The organism is Streptomyces sp. NPDC026672 (genome assembly GCF_040638185.1).
Taxonomy (GTDB): Bacteria; Actinomycetota; Actinomycetes; order Streptomycetales; family Streptomycetaceae; genus Streptomyces.
The window spans coordinates 37,731-50,563 of sequence record NZ_JBEZXS010000033.1 but is presented as its reverse complement, the minus strand read 5'-3'; the positions used below and the strand labels follow the sequence as shown (position 1 = coordinate 50,563).

Genomic DNA, 12,833 nt, shown 5'->3' with positions numbered 1-12,833 from the left:
CGAGAGGCCGTACGAAGAGGAGTCACCTCTTTTCATACGGGTCCGACGGCTCTTCGACCCGCTTGACTGTCTTCGCGTCCAGCACCGGGGGCCAGGCCGCTGATGAGCCCAGCCCGCCCTTGGGGCGCCAGGTGCCCGTGACCGTCACCCAGGTGTCCGCGGCCGGGGAACCGGCGCCGCGGATCTGTACCTTGCTCGTGGTCGCGTCGGCTGCGCAGCACGAGACCAGGAGCCGGGTGATGTACCACGTGCCGTCGTCCCCGTGCGTGACGAAGCCGGTCAGCCGGACCGTACGGCCCTTCAGTGAGTATCCGCTGTCGTAGACCGCTCGGGAGGTGAAGGCGGCGACGCTCAGGTCGACCGGGTCGCCGGCCGGGAGTGGCGGGAACGTGCCGACGCCCTGCGCCGCGCGCTGCGCCTCCTCCCGCGCCGCGCTGTAGGAGCCGAGCGCCGGCGGCGGGAAGACCAGCAGGGCGGCGGCGGGCAGTGCGAGCAGCCAGGCAAGGCGCGGGCCGGTCGAGTGGGTGTGACCGCTCCCGTGGTCGTGCGGGTCTTCCTCTTCGTCCGGCGTGTCCCGCGCGGCCCTCACTCCCGCCGCCACGCCGAGCAGCACCAGCAGCGCTCCCGACGCGATCAGATACGGACGCAGTCCGGACTGCACGTACCGCAGATACAGGACACTGAAGAGCGAGATGCGCAGCACCGCGGCGCCCACGAGCAGCAACAGCACGGTCGGCCCGTACCGCCTCACAGCAGCCACCACCCCGCAAGCACACTGCTCGCCAGCGCGACCGCCCAGGTCACCGAGGAGAAGCGGACGGCGAAGGCTCGGCCGAAGGTGCCCGCCTGCAGCGCGATCAGTTTCAGGTCGACCATCGGTCCGACCACCATGAACGCCAGCCGGGCGGTCGGTGAAAACCCGCTGAGCGAGGCGGCCACGAACGCGTCGGCCTCGCTGCACACGCACAGCACCACGGCGAGCAGCGCCAGCAACGGCACGGACAGCCACACTGATCCGGTGAAGACGTCGAGGACCGAGCGCGGCACCGCGATGTTGAAGGTCGCCGCGGCCGCCGAGCCGAGCACGAGGAAGCCCCCGGCGTGCAGGAAGTCGTGCTGCAGGCCGGCCGCGAAGGCACCCGCGCGGGAGGTGTCGGATCCGGTCGCACGCGCCTGTGGCAGCCGTAGCCACTCTTCCCTCCCGAAGCGCGCCCACAACCAGCCCATCACGACGGCCGCGGCGAGGGAGGCGACGAGCCGGGCCGTCACCATCAGCGGCTGTCCGGGGAACGCGATCGACGTGGCCACCAGGACGACCGGGTTGATCGCGGGTGCGGAGAGCAGGAAGGCCAGCGCGGCGGCCGGGGCCACCCCGCGCTGCATCAGACTGCCGGCCACCGGCACGGACGCGCACTCGCACCCGGGCAGGACGGCACCGGCCGCGCCCGCGACCGGCACGGCGAGCGCTGGGTTGCGCGGCAGCAGACGGCTGAAGACACGCTCGGGCACCAAGGCGCCGATGGCGGCGGAGACGACCGTGCCGAGCAGCAGGAACGGGATGCCCTGGACGACGACGGCCGTGAAGACCGTCCACCAGGCGGCGACGGGCGGAGTGTAGAGGTCGAGCGCGATCGCCGGCCCGAGGACGCTCGTGACCGTGACGATCGCGATGAGCGCGAGGCCACCGAGGACGACGTACACGAGCGTCCGCACGACCAGGCGCACGGCATCGCCGAGCCCGCCCCGGACCTCCCCGTACTCCTGCTCGCTCACACCACTCGCTTCGCCGTACGACACCACGAACCCGCCGACTCTAGCGGCACCGGCTGCGCGCCGGCCGGGCTTCGCCTCACCGGAGGGTGTCAGAGTGATGGCTGCGCCGACCCCGGACCAGGGCACCTCACGGTGTCACGGGCCGCGGTCCTGGGTGACTGGTTGGTGTCCACAAGCGCCGGTGTCGGGACGCCAGACGTGCTCGATCTCTCCGAAGACGTTCGGCCGGATCGGTGTGCATGCCGGGCCGGGCGGCGCCGTGGCTGCGTTCGCCGCCCGGCCCGGGATCCTCAGACGCCTGCTACGAGTCCGGGATGCTCGTGCTCGCAGGTGTCGTCGATGCCGTAGGTGTCCCAGACGGGGAACGGGTCGACGGGCGGCACACTCTCGCCGTCGGCCATGAGGCAGTCGGTCAGTGCCGCGTGCAGGGCGTTCGCGTGCAGGTTCGTGCCGATGAAGACCAGTTCCTGGCTGTCGGGGCTGTCGGTGTCGCGGACGGCGGAGGGCTCGAAGCGTGCGACGGAACCGGCCTGTGACCACAGGCCCGTTACGTTCGGGCGGCTGGCGAGCGTGAAGAACCCCTTGGAGCGCAGGATCTGCCCGTACGCGCCGCTGTCGAGTTCCTCGGTCACGAACGTCCACAGCCGACCGGGGTGGAAAGGCAGTTCGGAGCGGAAGACGGTCGAGGAGATCCCGTACTCCTCCGTCTCCGGAACGTGGTCGCCGTTGAGCTCCCTCACCCAGCCGGGGGCCTGCTGGGCGCGTTCCAGGTCGAACAGCCTGGTGCCCAAGACGTCGCCGGCCTTCACGCGGCCGTGGACGGCCGGCACCACGTGTGCGACCGGATTGAGGCGCGCGAGTGTCGCCCGCAGCCGGTCGGCCGACTCCTCGTCGACGAGATCGAGCTTGTTGAGGACGATGACGTCGGCGAACTCGATCTGGTCCATGAGCAGGTCGCTGACGGTGCGTTCGTCGTCCTCGTACTGGTCCAGGCCGCGCTCGACGAGCTCGTCGCCGCTCGTCAGCTCGGGAAGGAAGCCCGCGGCGTCGACGACCGTGACCATGGTGTCCAGACGGGCGATGTCGCCGAGCGTGGCACCGTCGTCGCGGGCGAAGGCGAAGGTCGCGGCCACCGGCATGGGTTCGGAGATGCCCGACGACTCGATGAGCAGGTAGTCGAAGCGGCCCTCGCGGGCCAGCCGGTCGACCTCCCCGAGCAGGTCGTCGCGCAGGGTGCAGCAGATGCAGCCGTTGGTCATCTCGACGAGGCGTTCCTCGGTGCGCGACAGGGCTGCCTCACCGCCGCGCACCAGAGCGGCGTCGATGTTGACCTCGCTCATGTCGTTGACGATGACCGCGACGCGCAGTCCTTCGCGGTTGCCGAGGACGTGGTTGAGGAGGGTGGTCTTGCCCGCGCCGAGAAATCCGGACAGGACGGTGACGGGCAGTCGCCCGGAGGGACCGGAGGGCATGGACGATCAGCCCTCGGGGCGCAGCAGCCCGCGCTCGTACGCCTTCACCAGCCGCTGAGGCACCAGATACGGGACGCCGTTGACGGTGATGGGCACGAGCGTCGGGGTGGCCGCCTTCCACTGGGCGCGGCGGTGGCGGGTGTTGCTGCGGGACATCTTCCGTTTGGGAACGGCCATGAGATTCCTCCTGGTTGGGTGAGCAGCCTCAGCCTGAGAGGCTGTATGGGAATGAATGCCACTGCTGACTGCTGGTTGGCTGACTGGTTTTCCCGTCGTTCAGGCGGGTTGCGGGGTTGGCTGCCTGGCGCCCCACCGTCGGGTGCGGTAGCTGCCCGTCAGTCGGCAGACGATGTAGAGGGTGAAGGAGATGGTCGTGACGTAGGGGCTGATGGGGATGGAGCTGCCCAGGGCGAGCAGGATGCCGCCCTCGATCGAGACCACGGCGAACACCACGCTGAGCAGCGGCAGCAGTACCGGCGATGAGGTGACGCGAGAGGCGGCCGCGGCAGGGGTGACGATCAGTGTGAGAACCAGGAGCGCGCCGACGGCCTGCACTGACAGTGCCACCGCGAGACCGAGCACGATCATGAAGGCGAACGACAGGCCCCGTATCGGTACGCCCCGGGCCGCGGCGACGTCCGGGTCGGCGCTGGCGAAGGTCAGCGGGCGCCACATCGCCAGCAGGGCGGCGAGGACCACGGCGGAGGTGCCGAGCAGCCATGCCGTCTGCGGGGTGTCGACGGCGACGATCTGGCCGGTCAGCAGGCCGAACTTGTTCGCCGCGCGGCCCTTGTACAGGGCGAGGAACAGCACGCCCAGGCCCAGGCCGAACGGCATGAGAATGCCGATCGCCGAATTGCGGTCCCGGGCCCGCGTCCCCAGGATCCCGATCGTTCCGGCCGCGAGGACCGATCCGACGATCGAGCCCGCCACGACGTTCGTTCCCAGCAGCAGGGCGGCCGAGGCGCCGGCGAAGGACAGCTCGCTGATGCCGTGTACCGCGAAGGGCAGGTCGCGCATGATGACGAAGACTCCGGCCAGGCCGCCGATCAGGCCGAGCGCAGCGCCGGCGATCAGGGAGTTGCGGACCAGGGCGAGGAGTTCGCCGTAGTTGTCGAAGGCGAAGATCTGCTGCCAGATCCCGTCGGCGAGCGTCATGGACGTACTCCTTCCCTCTCCTCGACGTGGTGTGGTGGGGTTGACGGATCGTCGGGTACGCCGACGACCACCACGCGGCCGCGCACGCGGACCACATCGACCTGGGCGTCGTAGAGCCGGGACAGCGACGCGGAGGTAAGAACCTCGTCCGGGGCTCCGACGCGATGGCCGCCCGGTGCCAGATACAGCACGCGGTCGACAAGGCCGAGCACGGGGTTGATCTCGTGGGTGACGAAGACGACCGCCGTGCCGTGGGAGCGGCGGCGGGCGTCGATGAGCTCGGTGACCGCCCGCTGGTGGTACAGGTCGAGGGAGACCAGCGGTTCGTCGCAGAGCAGGATGCGGGGGTCGGTGGCCAACGCCTGGCCTATGCGCACGCGTTGGCGTTCGCCGCCGGAGAGCATGCCGAGCGGGACATCGGCATAGGCGGAGGCACCGACCGCCTCCAGGATCTCGTCCACCCGGCCGCGGACGGCGGTTGTGCGCAGCCGGGGTGCGAAGCGGTGCCCGTCGATCCCGAAGCGGACCAGATCGCGGGCGCGCAGCAGAGCCTGCGCGGACGTCTCCGCCTGCTGCGGGATGTAGCCGATGTGCCGGGCGGCGTCGCGTGGGGCGCGGCCGAGGACGCTCAGCGTTCCGGCGGAGAGGGACTGACGGCCCAGCAGAATCCGCACCAGGCTGCTCTTGCCGGACCCGTTCGGCCCGAGCACGGCCAGGAACTCGCCCGGCCGCACATCGAGATCGAGGTCCTTCCACAGCGTGCGCGCGCCGTAGGACAGGGACGCACCGCGCATGCCGATCACCGCGGTGGCGGTGCCGGGGTGATCGGTTCTGCCCGGGCGGGCCGGGGGTACGGAGGCCATGCCCGGCTGCCTCACTTGTCCAGCGCGCTCGCGAGCGCGTCGACGTTGGCGGTCATCCAGCCGAGGTAGTCCTTGCCCGTGGGCAGGGTCTCGGTGACGGGGACGACGGGGATGCCGGCCGCCTTGGCCGCGTTCTCGACCTTCTCGGTCTGCGGTCCGGAGGTCTGCGCGTTGTAGACCAGCGCCTTGACCTGCCTGCCGCTGTACAGCGCCAGGGTCTCCTGCAGGATCTTCGGGGAGACGTCGTCGCCCTCCTCGATGGCCTCGCTGAACTCCTCGGGCGTCTTGTTCACCAGACCGCCCGCCTCGGTCAGGTACAGCGGCACGGGTTCGGTGATGCCGACGGCCTCGCCGCCGTGCTTCTTCTTGATGTCCGCCTCCTTCGCCTCCAGTCCGGCGAGCTTCTCCTTGAAGGTCTCGGCGTTCTTGGTGAAGGCCGCGGCGTCCGCGGGATCGGCCTCGCCCAGAGCGGCGGCGATACGGTCGGCGATCTTGGCGACGGTGGGGAAGTCGTACCAGACGTGCTCGTTGAGCTCGCCGCCCTCGGGGGCGGTCCTGCCGGACACTTTCACCGCGTTGATCAGCTCGGCGGAGGAGTTGTTGCCGCTCCCCAGCATGCGGTCGATGAAGTCGTCGTAGCCGCCGCCGTTCTCGATGACGATCTTCGCCTTGGAAAGGGCCAGCTGGTTCTGGGTGTTGGCCTCGTAGGAGTGCGGGTCCTGGTCGGGGTCGCTGATGATCGAGGTGACGTCGACCCTGTCGCCGCCTATCCGCTCGGTGATGTCACCGTAGACGTTGGTCGACGCAACCACCTGGATCTTCGGCGAGGGGGAGGCGTCCTGCGCGCCGCTTCCGTGACCGCCGGAGTCCGGGGAACTGCCGCAGCCCGCCAGGAGAGCCAGGGAAGCACCGGTGGCCAGCGCCAGGCGTGGGGACAGGGATGTGGGCATGGATTCCTCCGCAACGGATGGGGACGGGAGCGTTCGACACCTCACATTAAATGAAAACGAATGTCATCACCATGCTGGGTCTGTTCGATATGAGAATCGTTACCAACGGTGGACGTCCTCAGCGGGGACGACGGTCGTGTCCCGCGACTCCGTGCTTGCAGCGGCCGCAGATCCCCGTGAGCTCGACGGTGTGCTCGAGTTCGGCGAACCCGGTGGCTTCGGCGACGTCGTCGGCCCAGCGTTCGACGGCTCCCGCCTCCACCGCCAGGCTGAGGCCGCAACTTCGGCAGAAGAGATAGTGACGGTGCCCGTCCGCCGGCCGGATCCGGTAGAGGCGTTCCCCGGTCCTTTCCCGTACGACGTCCACCTGCCCGTCCCGCTCCAGCGTCCGCAGGGTCCGGTACACCGTGGTCAGTCCGACTGCGGTGCCGTCGGCGGTGATCGCTGCATGCAACTCCCGCGCGGACATGAAGCCGTGACAGCCGTGCAGTGCCCGCAGAACGGCGGTCCGCTGCCGGGTCGACCGCAGGCCCGGTGGCTGCTCGCCGGTCGGTACGCCGCCCATGGTGCTCGCCTTCCGTGTCGTTGGAGACCGATGCACCGCACGAGGCTAGTTGAACATGAATTCCATGACTACTGATGTCGGCGTCATGGAGGGTGCCCCCCTTCCGCGGAAGACGAGGCTTAGCGGCATATGTAGATGGAAACGATTATCACGACTGATCATCGGGCCGACGGCTCAGTGATCGACTGACGGGAGGTAACTTCGTGGAGGACGCGCCCTTGTATCTGAGGCCGCGGGTGGATCCGCCGCTTGCTTCGCTGCTGGAGGACGCGTCGTTCCTGCACTCGCTCGCCGACTCGCTGGGATCGCCGCTGAATGTGCTTGTCCCGGAAGCCGTCGCCGGGAACGTGGAGCGCTTCTGGTCCGTCTACCGCCGTCACCGCCTCAGAGGCAGGGTGTACTTCGCCCACAAGGCGAATCGCTCCAGCGCCCTGGTACGCAGACTGGCGGCGTGCGAGCCGGACGCCGTCGGCATCGATGTGGCCTCGCTGGACGAACTGCGGCACGCCCTGGGCTGCGGCTTCACCGGGGACCGGGTGATGGCCACCGGCCCGAAGGACCCGCAGTTCCTGTGGCTGGCTGCCCGGGTGGGCGCGACAGTGAACGTGGACTCGGTCGGTGAGCTGGAACAACTGGCCTGTCTGACAAGGAAGTACGGACTGGCCAGGGCAGAGGTGCTGGTGCGGCTGTCGGGGTTCGAGTCTGACGACGAACATGGCGGCGCGGGCACCCGGATGCTGTCGCGCCGAAGCCGGTTCGGTACCCCGGCCGCCCGGGCGGACGAGCTGTGGACGGCACTGCAGCGGCATGCGGACGTCATCGAACTGGTTGGCCTGGCCTACCACTTGGACACGACCGGGCTGGAGGAGAAGAGCCGGGCTCTGGAGCGATGTGTGCTGCTCATGGACGAGTGCCGTGCCCGGGGCTTCGCGCCGCGCGTGGTCGACATCGGCGGTGGTTTCGGGGTCGGTTATGTCGCCGACGCCGGCGAATGGGAGCGCTGGACCACTGCGCTGAGCGAGGCGGTCCTCGGTACCCGGCCGCCGCTGACCTGGCGCGGCCACGGCTACGGACTGCGCAACGAGGGCGGCACGGTGCGCGGTACCGCCGCGCTCTACCCCGCCCACCGTCCCGGTGCCGGCCCCGGCTATCTCGACGAACTCCTCTCCCGCCCGGCCTCCGTGCTGGACCGGCCCGTGGCCACCCTCCTTCTGGAGCACCTGCACGACCTGTACATCGAGCCCGGCCGTGCCCTCGTCGACCAGTGCGGGCTGTCGCTGGCGAAAGTGGTGGAGGTGCGGCGTACGGGCGAGGGCCCGCCTCTGGTACGTCTCGGCATGAACGCCGGGGACGTGAGCCTGGAGGAGCACGGTGTTCTCGTCGACCCCGTCCTGATACCCCGCCGTGGCACACCGGACGGGCAGGCCGGGGACGGGCCCGTCGGCGTACACCTCGTCGGCAATCTCTGTCTGGAGGCCGACCTGATCACCCGTCGGCTGGTGTTCCTGCCCCGCCTGCCCCGGACCGGGGATCTGCTGGCCTTCGTCAACACCGCCGGCTACGTCATGGACTTCCATGCCCACCACGCGCAACGCCGGCCGGTGGCGCGGACCGTGGCGGTGACGCACACCGGGGGGATCTGGCACTGGTGCCCGGACGAGGACTACTGGCCGCTCACACACCCGCAGGGAGTGCCGTCATGAGGTACGACAGCATCACGGAGGCCATCGGCAACACACCGTTGGTCCGTATCGCCCCGTCGGTGCACGGTCTGCGCCACATCGACCTGTACGCGAAGCTGGAGATGCTCAACCCGTTCGGTTCCGTCAAGGACCGTCCGGCCTGGCACATGGCCCGCCCGCATCTGGAGGGGGCGGCCGACGGCGACGGGACGGTAGTGGAACTCTCCAGCGGCAACACGGCCAAGGCCCTCGCCCTGCTGGCCGGCATGCACGGATTGAGGTTCAAGAGCGTGACCAACCGGATGCGGGTGCCGGAGATCAAGGACCTGCTCCTGCTCCTCGGCGCCGAGATCGAGGAACTGCCGGGCCAGAGCGAGTGCCTGGACCCCACCGACACCGACGACCCCCTGACCCGCTTCCACCAGGCACTGGCGGAGCCCGGAAGTACCTACCTGCACACCGACCAGTACTTCAACCCGCGCAACATCGAGGCACACGCCACGGGAACCGGGCCGGAGATAGTCAAGGACCTGGACGGGCGGTCGCCGGACTGGTTCATCGCCTGCGTGGGCACGGCCGGCTCCTCCACCGGCGTCGCCCGAGTCCTGCGCCAGCACGACCCCGATGTGCGTGTCCTCGGCCTGGTCGCCGACAAATCGGACTTCATCCCCGGTATCCGCACCATCGACGAGGTGCACCAGGTCGGCCTGTTCGACCCCGCGACGTACGACGCCATCACGTCGGTCACCTCCCAGGAGGCCATCGACGGGATGGTCACTCTCATCCGCCGCTGCGGACTGCTGTCCGGTCCCACCGGCGGCGCGGCCTACCACGGCGCCGTACGCCACCTGGCATCCGTCGACGCCGAACTGGACGGAACCGGTCGCCGCCGCAGCGCCGTCTTCATCGTCTGCGACCGGGCCGAGAGCTACCTGAGCTACGTGCGCCGGCGCCGCCCCGAACTGCTGGGCAGGGCGCGGCGCGGGCACTCGCTCACGTCGATCGGCGAGAGCGAGGTGGCTGCGGAGGCCAGGACGATCGGAGTCGAGAACGCCCGGCGCTGGACGGCGCAGGGAGATCCCCGTCCCCTGGTGGTCGATCTGCGCGGTCCGCACGCGTACGCCGCGCTGCACATCGAGGGTTCGGTGAACATCATCGACGAACTCTTCGAGGAACTGGTGCGGGGAGGACTGCCGTTCAGCAAGCGGACCCCGGTGCTGCTGGCCTGTCCGGTCGGGGAGAGGTCACAGCGCTACGCCGCCCTGCTGTCCCGGATGGGACACCCCGACGTGCGCAGTCTCGCGGGCGGGATCGTGGCCTGGCGGGACGCCGGCGCGCCGCTGGTGAGGGAGTGAGCTCATGAGGGGAGAGACGCTCGACGAGGACAACATCTGGCAGCGGGACATCAGGGCGCAGTTCCCGATCGTCACGGCACATCCGGAGCTGGCGTACCTGGACAGCGCGGCGACCTCGCAGAAACCACGGGCCGTCCTGGACGCCGCCCACGCCTACCTGACCACGTCCAACGCCAACGCGGGCCGGGGCGCCTACCCCTGGGCCAACCGCACGACGGAACTGATCGAGAGGACCCGCGCACGGGTCAAGGAGTTCCTCGGCGACCGGGAACCGGAACGCTCCACCGTCCACTTCACCAGCGGCGCCAGCGACGGCCTGCGTACGGTCGCCCGCGACTGGCTGGTGCCCCGCCTCGCCGACGGCGACGAGATCCTCGTGCCGTTCGCCGATCACCGGGCCAACCTCGACCCGTGGCTCGAAGCGCAACGGATGCTGGCCGAACGCGGCATCGACGTGCGCGTCCGGGCCCTGCCGTACCAGACCGCCTCCGGCGACTACGACCATCGCGCCCTCGCCTCGGCCGTCGGGCCACGCACCCGCTTCGTCGCGGCGACCCACGTCCACCACGTCTACGGCGGCGACATGAACGTGCACCGCATCCGGGCCGCTGTCGGCCCCGACGTACCGATCTGCCTGGACGCCGCGCAGAGCGTCGGTCACCTTCCCGTCCGCGTCGACGACCCCTCGCTCGACGTCGACTTCATCGTCTTCTCGGGACACAAGGCGATGGCCCTGCCCGGGACCGGAGCCGTGTGGGCGCGCAACACCCGCGGGCCCGGCCTGCGTCCCACCGGCTGGCAGGGCACCCCCAACACCGCGGGCATTGTGTCGCTGCTGACCGCTCTCGACTGGCTCGACACCGCCGGCCCTGCACGCATCGCCCGTCACATCAGTCGTCTGACCGTCCGCCTGACCGACCGGCTGAGCCGTCTGGACGGCTACGACATCCTCGGCTGTCCGGCCAGCGTGGCCGCGGACAGCGCACTGCCCGCGGCCCAACGACGGCACGGCATCGTCACCTTCCGGCACCGGTACATCCCCTCCGACGACCTCGGTTTCATCCTGTACGACCGTGGCTTCATGGTCCGGGCCGACAGCCTCTGCCAGGCGGGAGCCGACGACAAGGACGCATCCGTACGGGTGAGCCTGCATGTCTACAACACCGATGAGGAGATCGACCGTTTGCTGACCGTTCTGGGCTCGCTACACTAAAGGGCTACTGATAATCGTTTCCACCTGTAGATTGCGTGACAGTTCGCGACGGGAGACGGCAGAGGTGGCGTGACCGGATGGGTGTGAGCATGGATACGGCCCGGATGTGGGTGGAACGCTGGGAGCGGCAGCAGCAGCACTACGCGGTGGAGCGCGAGGAGCGGTTCGCGGTGATCACCGACGTCGCGGAGCACCTCTGTGCCGAGCGGGACCGGCCACTCCTGCTCGATCTCGGCTGCGGCCCCGGCTCTCTGTCCGCCAGGCTCGCCCGCCGTCTGCCGCGAGCGGAAATCGTCGCCGTCGACATGGATCCCGTGCTGCTGGAGCTCGGGCGCACCCACCACGCGGACGCCGCCCGGTACGTGGACGCGGTGATCGGCGAGGACGGCTGGACGGACGCACTGGCGCTGGACCGCGGTCTGGACGTCGCCGTTTCGACGACCGCCCTGCACTACCTTGCCGCTCCCGCCCTGCTGCGCACCTACCGCGGTCTGGCGCGTCTCCTGCGGCCCGGCGGCGCGCTGGTCAACGGTGACCACTTCCCTCCGGACGGACAGCCCTGCTCGGACCTGACCGCCCATGTCGGACGCTGCCGGACCGAGCGGGCCGGTGGACACAGCCACGAGGACTGGGACTCCTGGTGGGAGGCCGCGGCAGCCGACCCTGAGCTGGCCGATCTGTTCGAACAGCGGGAGCGGAACCGTCCCGCGGCGGGCGGCGGCAACCGGCACCTCTCCGTGGGCCGCCACGCCGAGCTGCTCCGGGAGGCCGGGTTCCGCCACGTCACACCGGTGTGGCAGGTCGGAGACAGCTGTGTGCTGGTGGCACTGAAGGACTGACGCATTCCCGGGCGCGACACGGTGTCCGGCCCGGCGCTCGGACGGTCGGTCGCGGTCACCGGGATCCGCCGGCGGGCGGTGTCACAAGGCGAGACTCATGAGGATCTCGTCCCGGTCGTCCCCGGGCGCCAGCCGCAGCGCCCCAGGCCATCGGCCGACCTCCGACCACCCGGCCCTGCGGTAGAAGTGTTCCAGCCCCAGTCCCGCCCGCACCGTGAGCTTGAGTCGTTCGAGGCCCATCTCCTCGCGTGCGATGCGGTGGACGCGCTGCATCAACGCGGCACCGATGCCCAAGCCGCGGAGATGGACCTGCGTCTGCACGTGATTGATCACTCCGCAGTGCCTTTCGAGCGGATGCGTCTCACGGCGGACGACCAGCCAGCCCGCGAATGCGCCGTCAAGAGTGGCCGCAAGCAGCCTGCTGCGGTCCGGCGCCAGGTCCTCCGCCACGCGGCCCACGGCGGCTTCGAGGTTCATCGGAGTCACCGGCGGCAGCGGACAGTCCGGCGGGATCACTGCACCGCCGGCGTTGACCACCGTCGCCCAGCAGACGGCCAGTTCCCGCCTTGCACCGTCGGCAAGCTCGGGTGGCCGGGTGAACTGGGTGAACGTGAGGGCAGCGCCTTCGCCTGATGTCACGGGCAGAAGCCTGCCACGGGTTCCGCCGTCTTCCACCACAGTGGTGCTGTGAGCGAGTGGCGCTACCGTCGGCCTCCCCGAACCCGCCGTCGACCAGGCCGGCGCGGCCGCCAGCCGTCCCGCCGGCAACCCCGCGCCCATCTCACCCCAGCCGCGCCACATGCCGGCACGCCCCGCACACCTGCCGCCCGGCGTGCTCCAGCAGCGGCTGCGGACCGGGCGCTCCGCACCCGTCACACGCCCGCTCCGCGGCCCGCTGCTGCACCACAGCGGTGGTGGACAGCGACTTGACGTGTCTCTTAGGGCACTCGCCTTCTTCCATGC

Annotated in this window: 13 protein-coding genes; 4 read left to right on the top strand and 9 right to left on the bottom strand. The window is 69.9% G+C overall.

Going from position 1 to position 12,833, the window contains the following annotated elements:
* Positions 1 to 22 precede the first annotated feature (22 nt).
* The 8 genes from AB0F77_RS31225 to AB0F77_RS31190 all read right to left on the bottom strand — a co-directional run bounded on the left by AB0F77_RS31225 (position 23) and on the right by AB0F77_RS31190 (position 6,781).
* The gene (locus AB0F77_RS31225; RefSeq protein ID WP_361955039.1) at positions 23 to 751 is read right to left on the bottom strand and encodes a TIGR03943 family protein; all 729 of its coding nucleotides are present in this window, start codon (positions 749 to 751) and stop codon (positions 23 to 25) included.
* Positions 748 to 1,773 carry a permease gene (locus tag AB0F77_RS31220; protein WP_361955038.1) on the bottom strand — a complete coding sequence of 342 codons (1,026 nt, stop codon included), beginning with the start codon at positions 1,771 to 1,773 and terminating at the stop codon, positions 748 to 750. The genes AB0F77_RS31225 and AB0F77_RS31220 overlap by 4 nt, the downstream gene beginning before the upstream one ends.
* Positions 1,774 to 2,063: 290 nt before the next feature.
* Positions 2,064 to 3,245: a GTP-binding protein gene (locus AB0F77_RS31215; protein ID WP_361955037.1), complete on the bottom strand. Its 1,182-nt coding sequence runs from the start codon at positions 3,243 to 3,245 to the stop codon at positions 2,064 to 2,066.
* A 6-nt stretch (positions 3,246 to 3,251) separates the two neighbouring features.
* Positions 3,252 to 3,422, bottom strand: a complete 171-nt coding sequence (rpmF, locus tag AB0F77_RS31210; protein ID WP_361955036.1) for a 50S ribosomal protein L32 — start codon at positions 3,420 to 3,422, stop codon at positions 3,252 to 3,254.
* Positions 3,423 to 3,521: 99 nt separating this feature from the next.
* A complete protein-coding gene (locus tag AB0F77_RS31205) occupies positions 3,522 to 4,403 on the bottom strand; it encodes a metal ABC transporter permease (protein WP_361955035.1) in 882 nt (293 codons plus the stop codon).
* Positions 4,400 to 5,266, bottom strand: a complete 867-nt coding sequence (locus tag AB0F77_RS31200) for an ATP-binding cassette domain-containing protein (RefSeq protein ID WP_361955034.1) — start codon at positions 5,264 to 5,266, stop codon at positions 4,400 to 4,402. The genes AB0F77_RS31205 and AB0F77_RS31200 overlap by 4 nt, the downstream gene beginning before the upstream one ends.
* An 11-nt stretch (positions 5,267 to 5,277) precedes the next feature.
* Positions 5,278 to 6,216, bottom strand: a complete 939-nt coding sequence (locus tag AB0F77_RS31195) for a zinc ABC transporter substrate-binding protein (protein WP_361955033.1) — start codon at positions 6,214 to 6,216, stop codon at positions 5,278 to 5,280.
* Between the two features lie 118 nt (positions 6,217 to 6,334).
* The gene (locus AB0F77_RS31190; RefSeq protein ID WP_361955032.1) at positions 6,335 to 6,781 is read right to left on the bottom strand and encodes a transcriptional repressor; all 447 of its coding nucleotides are present in this window, start codon (positions 6,779 to 6,781) and stop codon (positions 6,335 to 6,337) included.
* A gap of 203 nt (positions 6,782 to 6,984) precedes the next feature.
* On the opposite strand from AB0F77_RS31190, the gene AB0F77_RS31185 reads away from it, so the two are divergent.
* From AB0F77_RS31185 to AB0F77_RS31170, 4 genes are all read left to right on the top strand, one after another.
* Positions 6,985 to 8,484 carry a Y4yA family PLP-dependent enzyme gene (locus AB0F77_RS31185; protein ID WP_361955031.1) on the top strand — a complete coding sequence of 500 codons (1,500 nt, stop codon included), beginning with the start codon at positions 6,985 to 6,987 and terminating at the stop codon, positions 8,482 to 8,484.
* Complete coding sequence (locus AB0F77_RS31180; protein WP_361955030.1) at positions 8,481 to 9,818, top strand: pyridoxal-phosphate dependent enzyme; 1,338 nt, start codon at positions 8,481 to 8,483, stop codon at positions 9,816 to 9,818. The genes AB0F77_RS31185 and AB0F77_RS31180 overlap by 4 nt, the downstream gene beginning before the upstream one ends.
* A 4-nt stretch (positions 9,819 to 9,822) precedes the next feature.
* Positions 9,823 to 11,031 carry an aminotransferase class V-fold PLP-dependent enzyme gene (locus tag AB0F77_RS31175; RefSeq protein ID WP_361955029.1) on the top strand — a complete coding sequence of 403 codons (1,209 nt, stop codon included), beginning with the start codon at positions 9,823 to 9,825 and terminating at the stop codon, positions 11,029 to 11,031.
* A 77-nt stretch (positions 11,032 to 11,108) separates the two neighbouring features.
* On the top strand, positions 11,109 to 11,870 hold the full coding sequence (locus AB0F77_RS31170; RefSeq protein ID WP_361955028.1) for a class I SAM-dependent methyltransferase: 762 nt from the start codon (positions 11,109 to 11,111) through the stop codon (positions 11,868 to 11,870).
* Positions 11,871 to 11,951: 81 nt separating this feature from the next.
* On the opposite strand, the gene AB0F77_RS31165 is transcribed toward AB0F77_RS31170, so the two are convergent.
* A complete protein-coding gene (locus AB0F77_RS31165; RefSeq protein ID WP_361955076.1) occupies positions 11,952 to 12,545 on the bottom strand; it encodes a GNAT family N-acetyltransferase in 594 nt (197 codons plus the stop codon).
* Positions 12,546 to 12,833 lie beyond the last annotated feature (288 nt).

What these genes read in the sequence shown, in the direction of transcription:
- AB0F77_RS31180 (WP_361955030.1), top strand. Translation starts at nt 8,481, where the DNA reads ATGAGGTACGACAGCATCACGGAGGCCATCGGCAACACACCGTTGGTC.
- AB0F77_RS31205 (WP_361955035.1), bottom strand. Translation starts at nt 4,403, where the DNA reads ATGACGCTCGCCGACGGGATCTGGCAGCAGATCTTCGCCTTCGACAAC.
- AB0F77_RS31190 (WP_361955032.1), bottom strand. Translation starts at nt 6,781, where the DNA reads ATGGGCGGCGTACCGACCGGCGAGCAGCCACCGGGCCTGCGGTCGACC.
- AB0F77_RS31195 (WP_361955033.1), bottom strand. Translation starts at nt 6,216, where the DNA reads ATGCCCACATCCCTGTCCCCACGCCTGGCGCTGGCCACCGGTGCTTCC.
- AB0F77_RS31200 (WP_361955034.1), bottom strand. Translation starts at nt 5,266, where the DNA reads ATGGCCTCCGTACCCCCGGCCCGCCCGGGCAGAACCGATCACCCCGGC.
- AB0F77_RS31215 (WP_361955037.1), bottom strand. Translation starts at nt 3,245, where the DNA reads ATGCCCTCCGGTCCCTCCGGGCGACTGCCCGTCACCGTCCTGTCCGGA.
- AB0F77_RS31170 (WP_361955028.1), top strand. Translation starts at nt 11,109, where the DNA reads ATGGGTGTGAGCATGGATACGGCCCGGATGTGGGTGGAACGCTGGGAG.
- rpmF (WP_361955036.1), bottom strand. Translation starts at nt 3,422, where the DNA reads ATGGCCGTTCCCAAACGGAAGATGTCCCGCAGCAACACCCGCCACCGC.
- AB0F77_RS31175 (WP_361955029.1), top strand. Translation starts at nt 9,823, where the DNA reads ATGAGGGGAGAGACGCTCGACGAGGACAACATCTGGCAGCGGGACATC.